Annotated in this window: 17 protein-coding genes; 16 read left to right on the forward strand and 1 reads right to left on the reverse strand. The window is 50.7% G+C overall.

What is annotated here, in order from left to right:
- Window positions 1–2 precede the first annotated feature (2 nt).
- From BQ2674_RS02835 to BQ2674_RS02905, 15 genes are all read left to right on the forward strand, one after another.
- Window positions 3–1,283, forward strand: a complete 1,281-nt coding sequence (locus tag BQ2674_RS02835; RefSeq protein WP_235828793.1) for a glutathionylspermidine synthase family protein — start codon at window positions 3–5, stop codon at window positions 1,281–1,283.
- A 123-nt stretch (window positions 1,284–1,406) separates the two neighbouring features.
- Window positions 1,407–1,943 (forward strand): ComEA family DNA-binding protein, encoded by a 537-nt coding sequence (locus tag BQ2674_RS02840; protein WP_075572350.1) that lies wholly within the window; start codon window positions 1,407–1,409, stop codon window positions 1,941–1,943.
- On the forward strand, window positions 1,943–4,000 hold the full coding sequence (locus BQ2674_RS02845; RefSeq protein WP_075572351.1) for a ComEC/Rec2 family competence protein: 2,058 nt from the start codon (window positions 1,943–1,945) through the stop codon (window positions 3,998–4,000). The genes BQ2674_RS02840 and BQ2674_RS02845 overlap by 1 nt, the downstream gene beginning before the upstream one ends.
- On the forward strand, window positions 3,987–5,000 hold the full coding sequence (holA, locus tag BQ2674_RS02850) for a DNA polymerase III subunit delta (protein ID WP_075572352.1): 1,014 nt from the start codon (window positions 3,987–3,989) through the stop codon (window positions 4,998–5,000). The genes BQ2674_RS02845 and holA overlap by 14 nt, the downstream gene beginning before the upstream one ends.
- Before the next feature lie 37 nt (window positions 5,001–5,037).
- On the forward strand, window positions 5,038–6,471 hold the full coding sequence (locus BQ2674_RS02855) for a VanW family protein (protein ID WP_075572353.1): 1,434 nt from the start codon (window positions 5,038–5,040) through the stop codon (window positions 6,469–6,471).
- Between the two features lie 10 nt (window positions 6,472–6,481).
- Entirely contained in the window at window positions 6,482–10,087 is a 3,606-nt protein-coding gene (locus BQ2674_RS02860) for a PolC-type DNA polymerase III (RefSeq protein WP_075572354.1), read from the forward strand.
- 86 nt (window positions 10,088–10,173) lie between these two features.
- Entirely contained in the window at window positions 10,174–10,494 is a 321-nt protein-coding gene (locus BQ2674_RS02865) for a YerC/YecD family TrpR-related protein (RefSeq protein ID WP_075572355.1), read from the forward strand.
- Window positions 10,495–10,586: 92 nt separating this feature from the next.
- The gene (gene mscL / locus BQ2674_RS02870; RefSeq protein WP_392397677.1) at window positions 10,587–10,982 is read left to right on the forward strand and encodes a large conductance mechanosensitive channel protein MscL; all 396 of its coding nucleotides are present in this window, start codon (window positions 10,587–10,589) and stop codon (window positions 10,980–10,982) included.
- Entirely contained in the window at window positions 10,979–11,554 is a 576-nt protein-coding gene (locus BQ2674_RS02875) for a hypothetical protein (RefSeq protein ID WP_075572357.1), read from the forward strand. The genes mscL and BQ2674_RS02875 overlap by 4 nt, the downstream gene beginning before the upstream one ends.
- Before the next feature lie 243 nt (window positions 11,555–11,797).
- On the forward strand, window positions 11,798–12,655 hold the full coding sequence (locus BQ2674_RS02880; protein ID WP_075572358.1) for a 3-hydroxybutyryl-CoA dehydrogenase: 858 nt from the start codon (window positions 11,798–11,800) through the stop codon (window positions 12,653–12,655).
- A 300-nt stretch (window positions 12,656–12,955) separates the two neighbouring features.
- Window positions 12,956–14,374 carry a GntP family permease gene (locus BQ2674_RS02885; RefSeq protein WP_075572359.1) on the forward strand — a complete coding sequence of 473 codons (1,419 nt, stop codon included), beginning with the start codon at window positions 12,956–12,958 and terminating at the stop codon, window positions 14,372–14,374.
- 33 nt (window positions 14,375–14,407) lie between these two features.
- Window positions 14,408–15,949, forward strand: a complete 1,542-nt coding sequence (locus BQ2674_RS02890; RefSeq protein ID WP_075572360.1) for an acyl CoA:acetate/3-ketoacid CoA transferase — start codon at window positions 14,408–14,410, stop codon at window positions 15,947–15,949.
- A gap of 27 nt (window positions 15,950–15,976) precedes the next feature.
- Window positions 15,977–16,393: a MaoC family dehydratase gene (locus tag BQ2674_RS02895; RefSeq protein WP_075572361.1), complete on the forward strand. Its 417-nt coding sequence runs from the start codon at window positions 15,977–15,979 to the stop codon at window positions 16,391–16,393.
- A gap of 107 nt (window positions 16,394–16,500) precedes the next feature.
- On the forward strand, window positions 16,501–17,025 hold the full coding sequence (gene dcd, locus BQ2674_RS02900) for a dCTP deaminase (protein WP_075572362.1): 525 nt from the start codon (window positions 16,501–16,503) through the stop codon (window positions 17,023–17,025).
- A complete protein-coding gene (locus tag BQ2674_RS02905; RefSeq protein WP_075572363.1) occupies window positions 17,022–17,990 on the forward strand; it encodes a P1 family peptidase in 969 nt (322 codons plus the stop codon). The genes dcd and BQ2674_RS02905 overlap by 4 nt, the downstream gene beginning before the upstream one ends.
- 45 nt (window positions 17,991–18,035) lie before the next feature.
- Here BQ2674_RS02905 and BQ2674_RS02910 read toward each other — a convergent pair whose 3' ends face one another.
- Window positions 18,036–19,592, reverse strand: a complete 1,557-nt coding sequence (locus tag BQ2674_RS02910; protein ID WP_075572364.1) for a DEAD/DEAH box helicase — start codon at window positions 19,590–19,592, stop codon at window positions 18,036–18,038.
- A 208-nt stretch (window positions 19,593–19,800) separates the two neighbouring features.
- Here BQ2674_RS02910 and secA point away from each other — a divergent pair, with 208 nt between their 5' ends.
- A complete protein-coding gene (gene secA, locus BQ2674_RS02915; protein WP_235828850.1) occupies window positions 19,801–22,281 on the forward strand; it encodes a preprotein translocase subunit SecA in 2,481 nt (826 codons plus the stop codon).
- Window positions 22,282–22,294: the final 13 nt, after the last annotated feature.

Below are 22,294 nucleotides of genomic sequence, written 5' to 3' on the forward strand. Positions count from 1 at the left end.
TAGTGGGAAAAGTGATGAAAACCTATATAGACGAATTAGACAGAAATATATTTCCTTTTGTACAGTATGCCGATTTTGCGGACCGTTATCCGGCCCGGACCGTACAAGCCTTTGCACGGGATTTTTACGCTGAGCTCCGTGCGGCGTCGGGAGGGCTTTACGGCGTATTTAAGAAAACGACGGAAGTCTTTCAGCAGGCTCCTTATGATTTCGCGCGTGCCATGGATATGCCTGAAAATCTCCTGCCTTACCTGTATATTCCCAATACCTTCGCCGAACCGACGTGGTTGTCCCGTTTCGATTTCGTGCTGGATAAAAGAGGGTGCCTTAAGATGGTTGAAATAAATGCGGATACGCCCTGCTTTTTTATTGAAAGCTACTATGCTAACGGCGTAGCGGCAAAGTATATGGGGAAAGAGGACGCCAATGCAGGCGCTATGGAGGAACTGAGACGGTTTCTAAAACAGGTATACGACGGTTCCCGTGTGAATACCGGGAATTGTCAATCAGGGCCGTTTGTGTTCAGCTGTTTTGATGATTACAAGGAGGATTACGGTACGACTTTGTTTTTGAAGCGTACCATGGAGAGTGTCGTACCGAACGGAGATATCCGGTTTTTATCATTTTATGATATGGAAATCGACGCAAACGGAATCGTATTGCCGGACGACAGTCATGCGGCAGGCCTGTACCGCCTGCATCCCATGGAGATTCTCATCGACGAGGAAACGGAAGACGGAGAGCCTCTCGGGGCAATGTTCCTGGATTTATATAAAGAGCATTGCTTCAGCATGATGAATCCGCCGGAGGCGATTATCCCGCAGAACAAGTCTTTTATGGCTCTCGTCTGGGCTCTGGCGCAGACGGAGCGGTTTTTTACAAGGGCGGAGAGGGATTTGGTAGAGCGTTACTTAACGCCGTCCTATTTTGATGATGATTTTGCGTCCCTGGCGGACGGTACCTATGTCCGCAAGGATATATGGGGACGCGAAGGTGTCAACATCAAAATTATTGAAAAGACAGGGACTTCGGGCCGAACGGTGGCGGAAAAGTACGTGGAACATAAGGATGAAGTCGTGCGGCGCCCCGGTACGAAAGGCATGTATCAGCAATACATTCGGCAGCCCCATTTCACACATACGGCGGATTCTGGCACCTTGGAGGGATTTCTTACATTGTCGTGTTTTATGCTCTTTGACCGGCCTTCCGCCGTGGGAGCACGGTTCTCTCCGGAAGCCATATCGGGCATAGAAGCATACTTTGTCCCCCTTGTTGTAGAATAATGAAGAAATACTTAAACCTTGATGAGGAATCATCCGATTACATTAGAAATTAAGGAGTGCAGCAGGATTTTTTTTCACTTACCCGAACGATATGAGTAATTACGTTTTCGGGAGGGTTATGAAATGAAAAAAATTCTGCTGCTTTTTCCTGTGCTTTTTTGCGTCATTTTTTATGCATACGGCGACGAAATGGTGGAAGCGACGCTGCCCGAAGAGGTGCGTACCGTTGCGCCCGCAGAAAAGCGGTCGCCGCACCTGGTTTACGTTTATATCAGCGGCGCCGTAAAAAATCCGGGCGTCTATTCGTACAAGCAGAGGCTGACCGTAGGCGAAGTTGTCAAGGATGCCGGCGGTTTTGCGTCTTATGCCGATGCGGACGGGCTCAACCTGGCGGCCATGACGGAAGACGGCATGCACATTCACGTGCCTTATAAGCTCGACGGCATGCCTGTTGAAAAAGAGGATGACGGAAAGATTCATATTAATGAGGCGGACGAAAAGAAATTGACCGAGCTTCCCGGCATCGGTCCGGCCATGGCGGCGCAAATCGTCGCTTACCGCGATGAACACGGTGCTTTTACGAGCGTAGAAGAGCTGAAGCAGGTCAAGGGGATCGGTACGGCAAAGTGGGAAAAATTGAAAGATAAGGTGGATTTGTGATGTCATATGCCGGCATTATAGCTGCTCTTTTTCTCTGCAGCGGTGTCTTTTTTTCGGAGAAAATTGCCCTGCCGGCAGCAGTGTGGCTGAGTTTTGCCGCGGCGTCCGCCATAGGAGTTTTCTTCCTGCGCCGGCGCACCAAGGTATGCCTTGCACTGATTTGCCTCTGCGCCTTTGCAGCAGGCGGCTTGCGCCTGTATTACGCCCAAGCGGCTTATGAGGCTCTGCCTCGTAATTTGGCCGGTACGGTACAGAAGCTCAAGCTGTGCATCAACGAGAAGAAAGGCGCCTATGAGACGGATAAGGGAAAGGAGACAAAATACATTGCCGACCTTTTGGAACCGGGCGGCAGGGGCCGTATATACCTCACCGTCAAAGGCGACGATCCCTACGAACCGGGCGCCGTCGTAGAAGGGAATTTGCGCCTTAGAGAACTGATGCTCTATAAGAATGAAGGATCATACGACTTCTTTCACTACTACAGACGGAAAGCCGTTTTTCTGCGGGCTCGTGAAAAGAAAAGCGGTGACGTACACCTCGTTGCCGAGGCGACGGGTTATGAAGCGTATATCGGCAACATACGCCGAAAGATTACGGATTCCTTCAAACAAACTTTGACCGACACGGACGCCTATATGCTGACGAGTCTTCTCTTCGGCGGTCATTACGATAAGCTGCCGCCGGAGCTCTTGCAGAGCTTTTCTACGACGGGCATGATTCACATCCTCTCCGTATCGGGGTCCCACGTAACGCTGCTCCTCGTCCTCATGCAGTGTTTGGGCAAGGCCGTCGGCCTGCGGCAGCGGCGCCGGCTGATTCTCTCCGTTCTCTTTGTCGGCGCCTACAGCGCCCTTTCCGATTTTACGGTACCTGTTATTCGTTCGGCCCTCATGGGGCTCGTCAGTGCCTGCGCCTTGACGGCAAAGCGTGAGTATACGGCCCTCCATGCCTTGGGGCTGATTATGAGCGCCATGGTTCTTTATGAACCGTACATCGCTTACGATCTCAGCTTTCGGCTCTCTTGCGGTGCGGCCGGAGGGATCGTCCTTTTCTCGCGGTCCATAAGACAACGGTTAGAAAAATTGCCGGGCTTTTTGGCGGACTCTCTTTCCGTCTGCGCTGCAGCCAATATCCTCCTCATCCCCTTACTTACGGAGGCCTTTGCCGTCCTGCCGGCGTACACGTTCTTGGCGAATCTCTTCGTCGGCACGGTTCTGGAAGGACTTATTGTCCTCGGTCTGGCCGCGGCGGTTATGAACTTTATTGCCGCGCCTGCAGCCCATGTCATTCTCCTTGTTCTCAAGCCGCTGCTGCATCTCGCCGTAGGCGGCAATTATTTTCTCGCCGCCTTGCCGTACAGCCGCCTGCCCGTCGGGGCCATGCCTTTTTACTCCGTCTGCGCATATGCTCTCGTCGTGGCGGGCCTTTTTTGGTGTAAGTTTCGCAAGCCCTGTTTGCTCTTGGCCTGCGCCTTTGCAGCTTTCGGGGCGGGTCTTTGGTATAATCAGAAGGACGACGTGAAGGTCTACGTTTTCGATGTCGGAGCCGACCGTGCGACATGTGCCGTTGATACTGCCGGACAGGCCTATCTGTGGTATAATAAGAGCCGGACGGGACAGGGCGGCGTTATTGCGTCCGTACTCGTTCCGGCCATGCGGCACGCAGGCATATTCACTCTTGCCGGTGCTGTTGTCGAAGGTGCCGATACGGATAAAACGGCAGCTGAAATAAACGCTAATTTTTCCCTAAAAGGCTCCGTGGAGCAGGGCCACGGAAAAGAAAATACGTATATCTTTGCCGACACGGGACGGCCTTATGTCCTTTTGCGCGGCAGCAATGCGTCCGTACCGCCGGGAGCGGTAGGGGAAGTCTACGCCGAGGGCCTTGCCGCAGGAGACGTGACGGCCGATTTTCTCATTCTCTCGGGACGGCGGCATGCATATGTGCCGGGAGAGCGTGTTGCGGCGACGGCGGACTGCGGCGAAATAAAGGTTTGCCGCCATAAGAACAGCTGGTACGTGAAGACCTGTAAGGGAGACGCCTATGAAATACGTTAAAATTATATACGGTACGGAGGCCTATTTAATGGAGACGGCAAAGGCGGAGTATTTAGCGGCCTGTACTGCGGACTGCGGCGGCGAACCGGAACAGTCGGTCTTTCAGAAGGATGACTTGCCGGAAAACGTTGCCGAGGCCCTTGAAGGGACGTCTCTTTTTGAAGCGGCAACCGTAACGGTTTGGAATGACCCCGTTTGCTTGCCGATAAAGCGCGGCGGCCGCTCGAAAAGCAAGATCGATAAGAAGGAAGAATGGTTTCTTAAGAAAGTACAGTCTTTGAAGCGGGGGGCATATCTCCTTTGTATTATTCACGGCGCGGCTGATGTGAATAATGCTTTTTTTAAGGCCTTAAGGCCCTTTGCCGACATAAGCGTCTGTGAAGCCGTGACGGAAAAGAACGTCATGCCGTATGTGGAAGTCTTTTTGCAACGCCGCGGCCTGAGCCTTGATGTCGCCGCCAGGGGGCAGCTACAGGAAATGTTTCACGCCTGGGGCGATATATCGCTTTTATACATCTTCTCGGAACTGGAAAAACTTGTTATTACGTGCCCTGCCGGGACTCGCTTGGGCAGGGACGACGTGGCCGGCCTTTTTGCAGGAAGCGCCGAAAAAAATTTGTACACCTTTACGGACTTTTTTCTTGCCCGCGACGGCAGCGGCTGTGTGCCTTTCATAAGCAGTCTCTTCGGCAAACCCGATGTTTTTCTGCAGAGCACGGGCTATGTTCTATCGCGCCTGCGCCTCCTGCGGGCTTACATGGAGCTCACGGCCGCCCGGACGGACAAGGCCGAGGCCGATAAACTGCTGACGGCCGTCAACAAGGGGCGGCCGGCGCGCAACCGCGTCTATTACTTGCAAAAGGTCGTAAAATATTGGAAAACGGCGGAAATTGATCAACTTATTTACCGTATTTTCGAATTGCAGCTGCGCATGCGCCGCGGTGAGGCATCGATGGAGGACATGGAATCTCTTATTTGCCTTTTTTGCGCAACCGAGTAAATAAATATTTAAGTATATATAAAGGATTACAGCAAATATGATACATAAGAGGAGCCGCACTTCGGGCGGACGGGTTGCGGCTGCACGGCGCTTTTTATTGGGCGCCGTAAGTTTAAGTGTAGCCGGGATAATTCTTTTTTTCGGCGGTCAATACGCCGCGGCACAGCGGGTCCTTCTGGACGGCAGAGACGTTTCGCATATGACACGTGACGATGCGGACGCTTATTTGACAGAGCGTGAAAGCGAAATAACGGCCCGGGCGTTTACACTGAAAGCGGAAGATCTTCAGGTCGAGCTGCCGCTTTCGCAGCTGGATGCGCATTTAGACAGAGAGCGCATTGAGCAGGAAGTATACGGCATCGGCCGGGAAGGGACGCTGACCGAGAGAATCTCCGAAATCGCAACGGTACTCTTTTACGGGCGAAACGTACCCGTCCATTTGCAGGCGGACGAAGGAAAATTGACTGCCGTCCTGACGGAGTTTCTCAAGCACTATGACAGGGCGCCCGTCAACGCCTATGCCGAACCGACGGAGGGAGGCATCGTCCTGCATGAAGAAGAAGACGGCATTGTCATCGATGCCGAAGCGCTGCGAGACGACATTCGCGATAAATTGGCCGCCGGCGAAACGGGGACGGTAGAATTAACCGTTTCCGAACGGCGGGAAGCATCTATAAAAAAGAAGGATCTTAAAGAGATCGACACGGTTCTTGCCTATTACACGACACACTTCAACGGCTGCGACACGAACCGCAGTGAAAATATCGGCATCGCGCAAGACCGTCTGAATCACACGCTTGTCCGGGCCGGGGAAAGCTGTTCATTTAACGAGACGGTCGGTACGCGGACGCGCGATAAAGGCTATAAGGACGCACCTGTCTACTTCGACAACAAGCTTGTCATGGATGCGGGCGGCGGCGTCTGCCAGGTCAGTACGACTCTCTTCAACGCGGTTTTGCGCGCAGGTCTTGTGATTGACGGCAGATCACCTCATTTTGCACCGGCAGGGTATGTGCCCGTCGGCATGGACGCGACTGTCGCCGATAATGCATTGGACTTTATTTTCTCCAATCCCTTCCGGCATGCCGTCTATATTTATACGACTTATACGGGCGATACGGCGACGGTATACATTCTCGGCAATCACGAAGATCTGTGTTCCGTCGTCTTCGTGACAACGAGCCGAAAAACGCTGCCCCACGAGGTCATACGCAAGCACGATCCGTCGGTTACGGCCGATACGAAGGAGCAGGAAGGCTACGACGGCCGTGAAATCACCATTAAACGGGAAGTATACTACCGCGACGGCAGCACCTATACAGACTTCATTGTGTCGGCGTACGAGCCGAATGCCGAAATAACCCGTACAGCCGGTGCCGGATCGCGGGAGATCGTACAGACGACAGCCCCTGAAGGGGAAGCAAATCAGGACGAAATGATTAACAGGCCGCATGATCCGCTGGCCGGGTAGAGGATAAACGATGAAATATTACCACATAGTACCGCAAAAAGAATTGCATATACGCTGTGCCGACCGCCGCTCCGTTTTCGTGGAGCGCATCAGCGTCTGTATGGAAACCCGCTCCTGGCAGGTACGGGCGACCGTTTCGGCGCCCTTTGAAGACGCCGTGCTGGCAGAGCTCGTAGGTAATCACCTGGGCTTGACGGGTACCGTCACGGTTGAACAGACGGTGCGCGAAGTTGACCGGGAACCGGAAGGGGAACCGCCCGATTCGGATATGCACGCCGCGATGTCTTCTTACACGGATGACGACGGTGAAGGCTATTGTATTCCTAATGAAGACATATACGAAGAAAACGAGGACCTTTACGACGACGCTTACTTCCAGGCGTGCGAAGCGGCGCGGCAGCCGGAAAGAAAAAAGAGCAGCCGCAAGAACTCCGGCGGCTGCAGTAGTGCCGGAGACGATCGCGTTTTGTTGGGTTCGGCTTTTTCACATGCCGAAATCATGCCGATTGATGAGGCTTTGGGGGACGAACGAAACAATGTCGTTTTTAACGGCAAGGTCGTTAAGGTCCAATTTCGGGAGCTCAAGTCGAAGCGTATTTTGCTGACCTTTCAAATGGCCGACAAGACGAACGGTATTTCGGCAAAGAAGTTTATCGACATGGGCAACGGCAGCAAGTTCAGCCGCAAAGACGCGTTGACGAAAGACGGGTTTGAGGCTCTGCAGGCAGGCCTTAAAGAAGGCGCCTATGTGTATGCGCGCGGCAATATCCGCTACGACACGTATCAAAATGATTATGTCTTAAACGTGGACGACATTATGACGGCTGAAGATAATTCGGTGGTCCGCGAAGATACGAACCCGACGCCCCGTGTGGAACTGCATCTGCATACGGTTATGAGCGACATGGACGCCCTTATTACGGTAAAGCAGTTGATTAAAACCGTCAAAAAGTGGAACCATCCGGCCATTGCAGTTACAGATCACGGCGTTGTTCAGTCTTTCCCGCTTTTGCAGGAAATTTCACGGGACAAGACAAATCAGGTCAAGGTCATATACGGCATGGAAGGCTACCTCTTTGACGATAAAATCGACAAGTCTTACCATATTATTCTTCTGGCGAAGAATCAGGTCGGTATTCGCAACCTCTACAAGCTCGTCAGCATATCGCACTTAAAGTATATTTATCGCGGCAGACCGCGTATTCCGCGAACCGTTCTGGATGAGTACCGCGAAGGGCTCATCCTCGGCTCGGCCTGCGAAGCGGGCGAGCTCATTCGCTCCATGGTGCAAAAACGCCTGCCCTATGAAGAGCTGAAGCAGATTGCCGACTACTACGATTACTTGGAAATTCAGCCCTTGACGAATAACCAATTTCTCGTGCGTGAAGGCTTTGTCAATGACGATGAAGGACTGCGCGAAATTAATCGGACTATTCTGAAATTGGGCGACGAACTGGGCAAGCTGACGGTTGCTACGTGCGATGCCCACTTCCTCAATCCGGAAGATAAGATTTATCGGGAAATTCTCATGACCGGAAAGGGCTTTAAAGACGCCGAGTTCCAACCTGACCTGTACTTCCGCACGACCGACGAAATGCTTGAGGAATTTTCTTACTTAGGTGAAGAGCGGGCCAGGGAAGTCGTCATTACGAATCCGAACAAGATCAACGACATGATTGACGATGTCATGCCCGTGCCCAAGGAAAACCTTTATTTCCCGCGCATTGAAGGCTCATCGGAAGCGCTGAAGCAAATGTGCCTAGAAAAGGCTCACAAAATTTACGGCGATTCCCTGCCGGAAGTAGTCGCCGCAAGACTGGACGAAGAATTTACATCCATTTTCGGCAACGGTTTCGGTGTCCTCTATTACATTGCCCATAAACTGGTCAAGCACTCCCATGACGACGGATATCTTGTCGGTTCACGCGGCTCCGTCGGCTCGTCTTTCGTGGCGACTATGTCGGACATTACGGAAGTAAATCCCTTGCCGCCGCACTACGTATGCCCCGACTGCCGGTACAGCGAGTTTTTTACGGACGGCTCCGTCGGCGGCGGCTTCGACCTGCCCGACAAGAAATGCCCCAAGTGCGGCGCTCAGCTTCACAAGGACGGTCATGACATTCCCTTCGCCATCTTTCTCGGATTTGAAGGTGACAAGGTGCCCGATATTGACCTCAACTTTTCGGGTGAATATCACCAGAAGGCGCACAAGTATACGGAAGAGCTCTTCGGCAAGGACAATGTTTTCCGCGCCGGCACCATCGGTGCCGTCAAGGACAAGACCGCTTTCGGGTATGTCAAGAAATGGGCGGAAGCACGCGGTATTACGGCCAATGACGCCTATATTAACAGCCTCGTCAGCGGCTGCACGGGCATCAAGAATACGACCGGTCAACATCCCGGCGGCGTCATGGTTATTCCGCGCGACATCGACGTGCATCATTTTACACCTGTTCAGTATCCGGCCAACAAGAAAGACTGCGGTATCATTACGACCCATTTCGATTATCATTCTATTGAAGGACGCCTTGTCAAGCTCGACATTCTCGGCCATGATGATCCGACGGTCATTCGCATGCTCGAAGATATGACGGGCATTAAGGCGACGACCATTCCTTTTGACGATCCGGCGACGCTCAGTCTCTTCAGCTCCACGAAGGCTCTGGGACTGACGCCGGAAGAACTGGGAACGCCCGTAGGCAGCTTGGGTATTCCCGAGTTCGGTACGTCTTTCGTACGTAAAATGCTCGTCGACACAATGCCGAAGACCTTTTCCGAGCTCGTGCGCATATCCGGCTTTTCCCACGGTACGGACGTGTGGCTGAATAACGCGCAGGATCTCATTACGTCGGGAACGGTACAGCTGAAGGAAGCCGTATCGACGCGTGACGACATTATGAACTACCTTATTAATCACGGAATTACGCGGAAGACGAGTTTTAAAGTCATGGAAAACGTCCGTAAGGGCAAGGGCATAGACAAGCGCAACAAGGTGGGCGAAAAGACGACGGATTACGAAGGAGAACTGCGGCGCGGCAATATTCCGCAATGGTTTATCGAGTCGTGCCGAAAAATCGGCTACTTATTCCCGAGAGCCCATGCCGTTGCTTATGTCATGATGGCCTTTCGCATTGCCTGGTATAAGATCAATTATCCCTTAGCCTATTATGCGGCATACTTCACGATTCGCGCCAAAGCTTTCGACATCTCCATGATGATACACGGCCCGGAGACGGCGAAAAAGTCTTTAAAGGCCATTGCCGCCAAGGGCGACGGGGCAACGAAAATCGATGAGGACCTCTATGCTACGCTTGAGCTGGTTATTGAGATGAATTTGCGCGGCATTTCCTTTATGAATATAGATATAAATAAGTCGGATGCCACGAAATTTACTATTTATGACGGAAAAATCCTCCTGCCTTTTACGGCCCTCGACGGGCTGGGTAAGAATGTGGCCGAACAGATCGTAGCGGCCCGATCCGAACAGGAATACACGTCCAAGGAAGATTTAAAATACCGCGGTAAACTCGGACAAACTTTAATCGACGCCTTAGCATCCGAAGGATGTTTGGGCGAGCTGCCCGAGGACGAACAGATCGACCTCTTCGCTATGTAAATTTGATATCGACAATCGGAACCGCCTGCTTTATAATAAACACAATATTTACCCGAGATATTACAGGAAAGCGGAGCGCATATAAGATGAGTATTAATGCGAAATTACAAGACAGTTTACATGATCAGCTGTTTAAGGCAATCTTAAAGTTGGAGAACTTGGAAGAGTGTTATGAGTTCTTCGAAGATATTTGTACTATACAGGAAATGAAGGCCATTTCGGTGCGTCTCGAAGTGGCGCGTATGCTTGCAGCCGGTGAGATTTATGAAGAAATTGTCAGGAAGACCGGCGCCAGCACGGCTACGATCAGCCGCATTAAGCGCTGCCTTCAATTCGGCAGCGGCGGCTACGGGAAGATTTTGGAGCGTATGACTGCGGATGATCCGAATTTTCTGAAGAAAAAATAGTGCATATATGAATGTTTCAGTCAGGGAAGGAGTTTTAACAAGTGAAATCTTTTTTTTCGGAATTTAAAGAATTTGCCGTGCAGGGCAATGTAATGGATATGGCGGTCGGTGTCGTCATCGGCGCCGCTTTTGGAAAAATCGTGTCATCCCTCGTAACAAATGTTATTATGCCGCCTATCGGGATCATGTTGGGCGGTGCGGATTTCACTGACTTTTTTATCCCTTTGGGCACGACGACGGCACGGACGCTGGCGGATGCACAGGCTCAGGGCGTACCCGTCATTGCGTACGGGCTCTTTCTTAATACGATTATCGAGTTTTTGATTGTCGCCTTTGCCATCTTCGTAGTCATTAAGCAAATCAACCGCTTTAAGAAGCCCGCCGTTCCCGTTGCGGAACCGCATCTTTGCCCGTTCTGCAGGGAAGAAGTGGCCGTCGACGCGCGCCGTTGCCCTCATTGCACGAGTGAAATAGCGGAACAGGCGTGAGAACTAAAATCGGCATTACTTTCTTCGGCGACGGCAATATGGAGATTCACGACGTGTCCTTGGCAGAAGAGCTGCGGCATGACTATGAATCGTTCATAAAGCTTGCCGCCGTAAAGCGGAGCAAGGGCACGGCACGGGGAGAGCGATCGGCACGGCGTTATACGCGAGCTGCCGCGCTTGCTTTATATACGTCTTTCAGGCTCATCCTTAACAGGTGGTACGATGAGGTCATGATCGGGCGCTTTCGCGTACCCGCAAATGAGCGAAGCCTTGAGGCGACTGTTGCGGCTTTGCATGAGTATGTGAGAACTGCAAGCGATGCGAGCAGAGAAGAGGCGTTTTCCCGTCTCAAAGGCCTCGTGGCGCGATATGAAAATTCGGGCGGTGCAGTCCTGGAGCATCTGAGCGAGGCTGCCGTAAAGGATGCGGCGGAAATGATGGACGCCTACCTGACCTATATGGAAGAAACGGCAGGTCTCCGGCGTTTCCCGAAAGGCGGTGCCGCGTCACAGACTCTGCTGCAAAAACTCGGTGTTTGCGACGAAGCGGAAAGAAAAGACAACAAAATGTGATAAAAGGAACGAATGAAGAAACGGAAAATTACCCAATCATGACATAAAGTCATCGAACTTTGGTGAAACCGGATAAAAAAGCATGGGAAAGCCTTGCTTTCGTAGGTATAAAACTTGTTTTTAGTGGATTTTTTAAAAATAAGTGGTATAATTACAAGTGTAAAGGGAAGTTTTTAGGTAAGGAAAAGGACGTTATCTTTACAAAATTTGTGAAAACAATCACACTAAAAGGAGGAGTTCGACATGTTTTGTAAAAAGGTAATGGTTATTGGTGCTGGTACAATGGGTTCCGGTATTGCTCAGGTGTTCGTCACACACGGCTGCGAAGTTATCTTGAACGATATTAAGCAGGAATTTATTGACGGCGGCGTAAAAAAAATCGACAAGAGCTTAACGAAGCTCGTGGCGAAAGAAAAAATGAGCCAAGCCGATAAAGACGCTGCCATGGCTCGCGTAACAGGCTTCGTGGAAATTACGGAAGAAAACATGAAAGGCGTTGACCTTGTCGTCGAAGCCGCTATTGAAGATATGAATATCAAGGCTCAGATCTTCAAGAATTTGGATGAAAAATGCCCGGCACACACGATTTTGGCTTCCAACACGTCTTCCTTGCCGATTACAAAAATCGCTGCCGCTACGAAGCGCCCGAAACAAGTTATCGGTATGCACTTCTTCAACCCCGCTCCGGTTATGAAATTGATTGAAATTATTAACGGTATTGCTACGTCCGACGAAACCTTCGAAAAAGTGAAGACCGCTTCTGAAGAACTGGGCAAGAGTCCCGTTAAGGTCAGCGACTTCCCGGGATTTGTAGGCAACCGCGTAGTTATTCCCATGATTAACGAAGCTATTCAGGCTCTCATGGAAGGTGTCGCTTCGAAGGAAGATATTGACTCGGTTTGCAAATTGGGCTTCAATCATCCCATGGGCCCCTTGGCTCTTTCCGACCTCATTGGTAACGATGTTGTCCTCCATATTATGGAAGTCTTGTATGAAGGCTTCGGCGACCCGAAATACCGCCCGAGCGCACTCCTCCGTCAGTATGTCAATGCCGGCTACTTAGGCCGTAAGACGGGAAAGGGCTTCTACGATTACGAATAGATTTTGGAATACCGGAAAACAACCAACCTTCCGCGCGGAAGGTTGGTTGTTTTATTTTTTGCGGTTGTGCTTGACGACTGAGAAATATAACCGGTAACGGTTGCTATTGATATATAAAATGTGATATATTAATTATAACAAAAGGTTATATTATAAAATAATCGACTTATTTTCTTAAGAAAACAATGACCGGATAAAAATTCAATAAAACAATATATTATCTCAAGCTAAATGAATGCTTTTAAAAGTTCGTTTTTGAACAAAGTATATTCTCACTATACACCGAGGAGGCGAAGTATTATGGATTTTAATGTTATTATCATTATTTTAAGTTTATGCGGACTCATCGCGTTTGCATATCGCGGTTTTTCCGTTATTATGATGGCACCGATTATGGCCATATTGGCGGCTACCTTATCGGGATTTGCTATTATGCCGTCGTATACGGAACTGTTTATGGGAAAAGCGGTTACGTATATTAAATCGTTTTTTCCCGTATTTATGTTGGGCGCTATTTTCGGTAAGGTCATGGAAGAAACCGGCTTGGCCAGAAGCATTGCCCGGGCCATTATAAAAGGATTGGGGAAGGATCCGCACAAGGCCGTTCTTTCCATTATCATCGCCGCATCGGTCCTGACTTACGGCGGTGTCAGTCTGTTTGTCGTCGTTTTTGCGGTCTATCCTTTTGCCGCCGCCTTGTTTAAAGAAGCGGATTACCCCAAACGCTTTGTACCGGCTATCATTGCATTGGGCGCATTCACAGCGACCATGGTCTGCTTTCCCGGTACGCCGCAGATTCAGAATATTATTCCGACCGCCTATTTCGGTACCAATTTATATGCTGCTCCGTTAGCAGGTATTTTAGGTGCGATCCTCATGTACGGCTGCGGTATTTTTTATTTGACTCATCGCTTGAAAGGGACCATTGCCAAAGGGGAAGGCTACGGCAGTCATACGCTTAACGAGCCGGAAGACAATCCGGATATGAGTTTTGTCTCATGGAAACTCGCCGTTATTCCGCTTTTGGCCGTCCTGATCATAAACTTTGTCATTACGGAATTCGTTGTTTGGGATCAGTCCATTTTGGAGCCGTTCCAGCAGATGAAAGGCATACCCCTCGTAGCGGCAAAGGTTAAAAACGTAGTCAGTATTTGGGCGCTTATTATATCTCTTGTCGTCGGCATCTTACTGGCTCTTATTATTGGGCACAAAGAAATCAAGTCCGTCAACGGCTTGACGAAGATCTTGAACGCCGGCGCTATCGGTTCTTTGTTGGCCATTATGAATACGGCATCGGAAGTCGGCTACGGTAATGTTATTTCTCAATTGCCGGGCTTTGCCGCCGTGGCACATTTTTTGATTAACATCCAGGTCGGAGGCACACCGCTTGTCTCCGAAGCGATCAGTGTTACCGTTTTGGCCGGTATTACCGGTTCCGCTTCAGGCGGTCTGGCTATCGCCTTGGAGTTGATGTCGCAAGATTGGCTTGCTTGGGCGCAGTCCATCGGTATGGGACCGGAAATTCTGCACCGCATCGCTTCCATGGCCTCGGGAGGGCTGGACACATTGCCGCATAACGGCGCGGTTATTACGCTGTTGGCCGTGTGTGGTATGACGCATCGGGAATCGTACAAGGATATTTTTGTGGTTACCTCCTTGCTCACAACCTTTTCCGTATTTGCAGTTATCTTTATTTATTCCGTGACGGGATTACAGTAAAGCCCGTACATTATACGAAGGGGGATGTTGTAAATGGCAAAATTTGTAACGGCCGAAGAAGCCGTGAGTAAGATTGCAAACGGTTCCGTTATCGCAACAAGCGGCTTTGTCGGTGCTATTGTTCCGGAGCATGTTTTAAAAGCGCTTCAACATTCATTTCTTGAAAAAGGGACACCTCGCGATTTGACGGTTATGTTTGCAGCCGGCCAAGGCGACGGCAAAGAGGGCGGCCTCAATCATTTCGGTGAAGAAGGCCTTCTGCGCTGCATCGTCGGCGGACACTACAATCTGAGTCCGCGTGTAGGCAAGTTGATTATGGAAAATAAGATTGAAGCGTATAACTTCCCGCAGGGCACCATGTCTCAGTGGTTCCGCGAAATCGCGGGCCGTCGTCCCGGCACGATTACTAAAGTCGGACTTGATACGTTCGTCGATCCCCGCGTTGAAGGCGGGCGTTTGAACGAAAAGACACCGGCAGAACGTGTAGAAGTTTTGGAACTTGGAGGCGAAGAATGGCTCTGGTATAAACCCTGCAAGTTGGATGTCGCGCTTATCAGAGGCACGACTGCCGACGAAGACGGCAACATTTTGATGAACGAAGAAATCGGCACGGGTGAAGCTTTGGCTATTGCCGAAGCCGTTCATGCCTGCGGCGGTATCGTTATTGTGCAGGTCAAGAAAATCGCACAGCGCGGAACCTTGGATCCGAAAGAAGTTAAAGTTCCCGGCGTAATCGTCGATTACATTGTAGAAAGCCCGGCAGAAGACCATCGGATGACGTGGGACTATGAATACAATCCGGCCTTCAACGGTGATTTGTATGTGCCCTTGGATTCTCTTGATCCCCTGCCGTTGAATAACCGCAAGATCATTGCCAGGAGATGCGCAATGGAACTCATTCCCGATGCCGTCGTAAACCTCGGCATCGGTATGCCCGAAGGCGTTTCCGCCATTGCAGCCGAAGAGGGTATTACGTCCATGACACTTACGACAGAAGCAGGCACAATCGGCGGTGTTCCTGCAGGCGGCAACAATTTCGGCGCTTCGACGAATGCCCAGGCTATTCTTGATCAGCCGTACCAGTTTGATTTCTATGACGGCGGCGGTATCGACTTGGCCATCCTCGGTTTGGCGGAAGCCGATCAAAAGGGGAATATCAACGTCAGCAAGTTCGGCGGCCGCGTGGCCGGTTGCGGCGGCTTCATCAATATTACGCAGAACGCGAAGAAACTCATTTATTGCGGTACTTTTACGGCAGGCGGCCTGAAAGAGGAAGTAAAGGACGGCAAGCTCGTCATTACGTCCGAAGGGAAAAGCAAGAAATTTAAAGAACAGGTTGAACAGATTACCTTCTCCGGCGCATATGCCCTGTCTGTAGGGCAGCCCGTGTTGTACGTGACGGAACGGGCCGTTTTCCGTCTGACGGCGGAAGGCTTGGAACTCATTGAAGTTGCGCCGGGTATCGATGTTGAAAAAGATGTCCTGGCGTATATGGACTTTAAGCCCATCGTCAAAGACGTAAAACTCATGGATGCGCGCATTTTCAAAGATGAACCGATGGGACTGGAAGTATAAGTTCATTTTTAGAGGAGGATACTTATAATGGCACGCGATGTAGCATATGACGACATTCATATCGGTGATAAAGCGTCTCTTTCTAAAACGATTTCGGAACACGACGTATACACCTTTGCCGGAGTTACGGGCGATTTTAATCCGGTTCACGTAAATGAAGAATTTGCCAAGCAAACCATGTTTAAAGGGCGTATCGCCCACGGCATGCTTTCGGCAGGCTTGATTTCGGCAGTACTCGGCACCGAACTTCCGGGTATTAATACGATTTACATGAATCAGGAATTGAAGTTCCTCGCACCTGTCCACTATAACGATACACTTACGGCGGAAGTGGAATGCCTGGAAAAGAACGATGAAAAACATCGTCTCGTCTTCCGGACGACAGTTACCAATCAGGACGGTACGGTCGTAACGGACGGACAGGCACGGGTTATGAAAAAGTAGAGATACCCGTCACAAAGAGAAAACGACATCGATTCATAGCCGAATCGATGTCGTTTTCTCTTTGTGCTATAATAAAATGAAATGTGCTTTTAAGAGAAGGTGAAAAGATGATTCTGTCAGGTAAAGAAATAGCCAGACACATAGGCAGGGAGATTATTATAGAGCCTTTTTACAAAGAACGGCTCAATCCGAACAGTTATAATTTATCCCTCCATGATGAACTCATGATCTATGATGATTACGAGCTCGACATGGCCAAGCCCAACACGGCATCTGTCATTAAGATTCCGGAAGAAGGTTTTGTCCTCAAGCCCAATACACTCTACTTAGGACGAACGAATGAATACACGAAGACGGAGACTTATATTCCCATGCTGGAAGGGCGTTCATCCGTAGGCAGATTGGGCGTGTTTATTCACGTTACGGCCGGATTCGGTGATGTCGGCTTTGCCGGCTATTGGACGCTGGAAATTTTTTGCGTTCAGCCCATTCGTATTTATGCGGGCGTGGAAATATGTCAAATTTACTATCATGATATTGACGGCGAGTACGACACGTATGAAAGCGGAAAATATCAGCATAATTCGGGTATTCAGCCGTCCATGCTCTGGAAGGATTTCGTGGAAAAATGATCCTTCGCGACATATCATTTACGGACATAGAAGGCTTGCGTGCCGGGCACGCGGAAGATCAGGAGGCCGGTACGGGGTGTACGGTCTTCATTATGCCTGACGGCGCACCTTGCGGTATCGACGTGCGCGGCGGCGGTCCGGCATCCAGAGAAACGGAGCTCCTGAAGCCTACAGCGGCTGCGGAGAAGATTCATTCCGTCGTTCTGTGCGGCGGCAGCGCTTTCGGCCTGGCGGCGGCGGACGGTGTCATGAAGTACCTTGCCGAGCGGTATATAGGCTTTGCCACTCCGTACGGAACCGTTCCGCTCGTTGTCGCTTCCGCTGTTTTTGACCGCCCCTGCGGTAATCATGCAGCTTATCCCGATGCCGCCACAGGATATGCGGCTTGCCTGAATAGTGAGACCAATCGGTTGCGGGACGGTAATTACGGTGCCGGTACGGGTGCGACCGTCGGCAAGATGCGTGGACCGGCATATGCCATGAAGTCAGGGCAGGGAAGTTACGCCGTGAGCTTCGGCGAGCTTCAGATCGGCGCGTGCATCATCGTCAACGCTTTGGGCGATGTGTATAATGCAGAAAACCGCATCATTGCGGGTATGCTTAATCAGGATAAAAAAGGCTTTGCCGACTCGTCGCGCGTCCTTATGACAGAGCGGCTGTCCGTATGGGACAAGGGCGCAGGTGCAGCGAATACGACCATCGGCATCATTGCGACGAACGGCGCTTTTGACAAGACGGACATGAACAAGATCGCCGCTTTTGCGTCAAACGGCTTGGCACGAACTATACGTCCGGTCAATACAACGGCGGACGGCGATTCTCTCTATGCCGTAAGCACGGGGAGAGTAGACGCCGATATTAATCAGGTCGGCGAACTCGCGGCATATACCGTAGAAAGGGCCATACGGCGTGCCGTACAGGCGGCAGTCACTGCGCACGGGTTCAAAAGCTTACGTGATATATAGATAAAGACCGTATCCGGTACGCAGGTTCGGATACGGTCTTTCAGCTTATGATTTGAAATACGGTTTAAAGGCGGAACGGTTCGGTTCTTTATGCTCCTTTGTTCCGTCTTTTCGTTTTTTATTGGTACCGTAACGGTTGTAATCGGCATTACCCTTACTTTTTCCGGCAAAAGAACGACTCTGCTTTTTGCCGTCGCCGCTGCGGCGCTTGTCGTTGTGCGAGCGTCGTTCACCGCTATGCCGGACTCCTTTGGCACGGCGGTTTTTATGAACGCGCAGCGGCGCTTCTTCCGTTATCTTAACGGGTGTCGTGTCCGGTTCTTTTGTAAGGAGTTTGATTGCAGCCGATATAAGGACTACGGAATCATAGTTTTCCAGCAACTCTTCCGCACTTGCGCGGAATTTAGCCGTATCGCCTTCGTCGGCAGTATTGGCCAAATTGCGGAGCGCATTTTGTTGTGCTCCTTCTAACGCTTCCGAAAATGACGGCGCTTTGCGGCGCGCGATACGGTGTTTTATAAGGCGTTCAATCGTTCTCAGATGATCGATTTCGCGGGGAATGACGAAAGTCGTCGCTTCACCGCTGCGGCCGGCGCGGCCCGTACGACCGACGCGATGGACGTAGCTTTCCGGGTCCTGCGGCAAATCGTAGTTGAAGACGTGCGTCACGCCGCTGATGTCGAGGCCGCGGGCAGCTACGTCCGTCGCCGCCAGGATGTCGATGGTCTTTTCTCGGAATTGGCGAATGACGGAGTCGCGCTTGGCCTGTGTCAAATCGCCGTGAATACCTTCTGCCGAGTAGCCTCGCTTTTTCAGGCCTTCCGACAATTCATCGACGCGGCGCTTCGTGCGTACGAAGATAATGGCCAGTTCCGGTTCCTGCAGATCGAGGAGGCGACAAAGGACGTCGAATTTCTGACGGTCGTGCACTTCAATATATGACTGCTCAATGAGGTCGATAGTTACTTCTTTCGATTTGACGCGTACAATTTGCGGATCATGGAGGAAGGTTTCGGCCAATCTTTGAATGGGGGCCGGCATGGTTGCCGAGAAGAGAAGCGTCTGTCTCGTATCGGGCGTTGCCGACATGATCAGGTTAATGTCGTCAATAAAGCCCATGTTGAGCATTTCATCGGCCTCGTCGAGGACGATGGTGGAAATGGCGTTCAGTTTAATCGTGCCGCGCTTCATGTGATCGATCAAGCGGCCCGGTGTGGCGACGATAATCTGCGGCGATTTCTGCAAGCGGCGCAGCTGCCGTTCCATATCCTGCCCGCCGTAAATGGGCAGGGCCCGGATGGCTGTATGCTGGGCAAGCTGATTGATTTCTTCTGCTACCTGAATGGCAAGTTCACGAGTCGGCGAAAGGACGACCGCCTGCAGCTCCCGCGGCGCGCCGGCAGCCAAAATTTTCTCCAAGACGGGAATACCGTATGCCGCCGTCTTGCCCGTACCGGTCTGCGCCTGTCCGATCATATCGTGTCCTGCTATGGCGACGGGGATGGATTCGCTCTGAATCGGAGTCGGTTCTTCGAAGCCCATCGCGTTTAACGCGCTGATAACAGCATCGCTGATTTCCAAGCTTTTAAATTGTTCTAACATGTATACCTCCTGAAATAAGATAAGCTTCGTTATTATAGCATACTTGGACCGGAATATACCATCTTTTTATTCCCGTTGACTATAAGTGAATTTTTGGAAAAAGCGATTTTCTTGCAATTTCAGCGGCAAGTACTGTATACTATTTAATTGATGTAAATATAGTCAGCTGATGTAGTATTGGAGGGCGTAGCAGGTGTTTAACGGATTGATGCAGAGATTGCTCGGGAATAATACGGAACGTGAATTGAAGAAAATGAGGCCCATTGTCCGACACATAAATGAGTTGGAACCGGAAATGACGGCGCTCAGCGATATATCATTACAGCAGAAGACCTTTGAATTTAAAAAGCGCCTTGCAGACGGGGAAACGTTGGACGACATTTTACCGGAAGCTTTTGCCGTCGTGCGCGAAGCATCGCGCCGCGTATTGGGCATGCGTCACTTTGACGTGCAGCTTTTAGGCGGCATCGTTCTGCACCGCGGCGATATTGCCGAAATGAGAACAGGTGAAGGCAAGACCTTGGTTGCGACTTTGCCGGTGTATTTAAACGCCCTTACCGGGAATGGCGCCCACGTCGTCACGGTCAACGACTATTTGGCAACTCGCGACAGTGAAGAGATGGGGCAGGTTTATAAATTCCTCGGCCTTTCCGTCGGCCTCATCGTACATGACCTCAGTTACGAACAACGTCGGCGCGCTTATGCGGCCGATATTACGTACGGTACGAATAATGAATTCGGCTTCGACTACTTGCGTGACAACATGGTCATCAACAAGGAACAAATGGTACAGCGGCCCTTGAATTACTGTATCGTCGACGAAGTGGACAGTATTCTTATCGACGAAGCGCGGACGCCGCTGATTATATCGGGGCCCGGTGAAAAATCGACGGATCTCTATTATACGTTGGCAGCCATTGTCAAGCGGTTGACGCCGGAAGACTACACGATGGACGAAAAGCAAAAGACCATTGCGCCGACGGAAACGGGCGTGGCTAAGGTCGAAAAAATGCTCGGCATTGAAAATATGTTTGATAACGAGCATCTCGACTTGAATCACTTAGTTATTCAGGCCTTGCGGGCCAACTTTATGATGCACCGCGACAAGGACTATGTCGTCAAAGACGGGGAAATCGTCATTGTCGATGAGTTCACGGGACGTCTCATGTTCGGCCGCCGCTACAGTGACGGTCTGCATCAGTCTATTGAAGCGAAAGAAAACGTAAAGGTCCAGGGTGAAAGCAAGACACTGGCGACCATTACCTTCCAGAACTACTTCCGCATGTATAAGAAGCTTTCCGGTATGACCGGTACGGCCAAGACGGAAGAAGACGAATTTAATAAAATTTATAAGCTCGACGTATATGTCGTACCGACAAACAAGCCGTCTGTCCGGAAAGACTTGTCCGACGTCATTTACAAGACAAAAAATGCGAAGTACCGCGCCGTCGTGCGTGAAGTTAAGCGTCGCCATGAAACGGGCCAGCCCATCCTCGTCGGTACGACGTCCATCAATCAGTCCGAAATCATCAGCACCATGCTGAAAAGGGAAAACATCATTCACAATGTGCTTAATGCGAAGTACCACGAAAAAGAAGCGGAAATCATTAAGAATGCAGGTCAGCGCAATATGGTTACCATTGCGACCAATATGGCCGGCCGCGGTACCGATATTAAGCTCGGCGAAGGCGTACCCGGATTGGGCGGGCTCATGATCATCGGTACGGAACGGCACGAAAGCCGCCGCATCGACAACCAGCTGCGCGGGCGTGCAGGCCGTCAGGGCGACCCCGGTTCAACGCAGTTCTACTTGTCCCTTGAAGACGACTTGATGCGTATTTTCGGCGCCGACAATATTTCCAAATTTATGGATAAACTGGGTATGGAGGAAGACGAGCCGATTGAACATTCCATGATTACCAAGTCCATCGAAAAAGCACAGAAAAAGGTGGAAGCCCACAACTTTGAAATTCGTAAGTATGTCCTGGAATACGACGATGTTATGAACCAGCAGCGGGAAGTGCTCTACGCACAGCGCCGGAAGGTACTTGTCGCCGATTCGCTGCGCGATACGGTGCTGAGTATGATCGACGATATCATCATGGACGGCCTTTCGACGTATGCCAATGAAAAACTCTATCCCGAAGAATGGGATTTTGCGGGGCTTCTCGGACAGATGGAACAATACTTCGTGCCCAAGGGTTCCCTTACAGTGGCGGAACTGGAAAATCTGAGCCGCGTGGAAGTACAGGAAAAACTGACGAACCTTGCCGTCGAATTGTACGACAAGAGGGAAGAAGAAATCGGCAGCCCGACCATGCGGGAATTGGAAAAAGCCATCATGCTCCGTGTCGTCGACAGCAAATGGATGGATCACCTCGATGCCATGGATGCCCTTAAAGAAGGGATTAATTTGCGTGCATACGGACAAAAAAATCCCATTGTCGAATATAAGTTTGAAGCGTATGAAATGTTTGAAGAAATGGTCGACTCCATTAAGCGGACGGTCGTTACCTTCCTGTATCACGTACAGGTGACGTTCAATCGCCCCGTTCCTCCTGCGGAAAGTCGGCTGCAAGGCGCAAAAGAAATACATCCCGACGTGGATGCCTCCGGCGGAGTGACTGTTGAAGACGCGTCGGAAGACGTGGGCATGCATGTTGTCGAAAAAAAAGAGACGGAAGAGTAATTCTTCCATTTCT

The organism is Megasphaera coli, from assembly GCF_900095855.1.
Lineage (GTDB): Bacteria > Bacillota > Negativicutes > Veillonellales > Megasphaeraceae > Megasphaera > Megasphaera massiliensis_A.

Bases quoted from the DNA above. Each gene is read 5' to 3' on its own strand.
- BQ2674_RS02840 (WP_075572350.1), top strand. From the start codon at position 1,407: ATGAAAAAAATTCTGCTGCTTTTTCCTGTGCTTTTTTGCGTCATTTTT.
- BQ2674_RS02845 (WP_075572351.1), top strand. From the start codon at position 1,943: ATGTCATATGCCGGCATTATAGCTGCTCTTTTTCTCTGCAGCGGTGTC.
- holA (WP_075572352.1), top strand. From the start codon at position 3,987: ATGAAATACGTTAAAATTATATACGGTACGGAGGCCTATTTAATGGAG.
- BQ2674_RS02855 (WP_075572353.1), top strand. From the start codon at position 5,038: ATGATACATAAGAGGAGCCGCACTTCGGGCGGACGGGTTGCGGCTGCA.
- BQ2674_RS02860 (WP_075572354.1), top strand. From the start codon at position 6,482: ATGAAATATTACCACATAGTACCGCAAAAAGAATTGCATATACGCTGT.
- BQ2674_RS02865 (WP_075572355.1), top strand. From the start codon at position 10,174: ATGAGTATTAATGCGAAATTACAAGACAGTTTACATGATCAGCTGTTT.
- mscL (WP_392397677.1), top strand. From the start codon at position 10,587: ATGGATATGGCGGTCGGTGTCGTCATCGGCGCCGCTTTTGGAAAAATC.
- BQ2674_RS02880 (WP_075572358.1), top strand. From the start codon at position 11,798: ATGTTTTGTAAAAAGGTAATGGTTATTGGTGCTGGTACAATGGGTTCC.
- BQ2674_RS02885 (WP_075572359.1), top strand. From the start codon at position 12,956: ATGGATTTTAATGTTATTATCATTATTTTAAGTTTATGCGGACTCATC.
- BQ2674_RS02890 (WP_075572360.1), top strand. From the start codon at position 14,408: ATGGCAAAATTTGTAACGGCCGAAGAAGCCGTGAGTAAGATTGCAAAC.
- BQ2674_RS02895 (WP_075572361.1), top strand. From the start codon at position 15,977: ATGGCACGCGATGTAGCATATGACGACATTCATATCGGTGATAAAGCG.
- dcd (WP_075572362.1), top strand. From the start codon at position 16,501: ATGATTCTGTCAGGTAAAGAAATAGCCAGACACATAGGCAGGGAGATT.
- BQ2674_RS02905 (WP_075572363.1), top strand. From the start codon at position 17,022: ATGATCCTTCGCGACATATCATTTACGGACATAGAAGGCTTGCGTGCC.
- BQ2674_RS02910 (WP_075572364.1), bottom strand. From the start codon at position 19,592: ATGTTAGAACAATTTAAAAGCTTGGAAATCAGCGATGCTGTTATCAGC.
- secA (WP_235828850.1), top strand. From the start codon at position 19,801: ATGCAGAGATTGCTCGGGAATAATACGGAACGTGAATTGAAGAAAATG.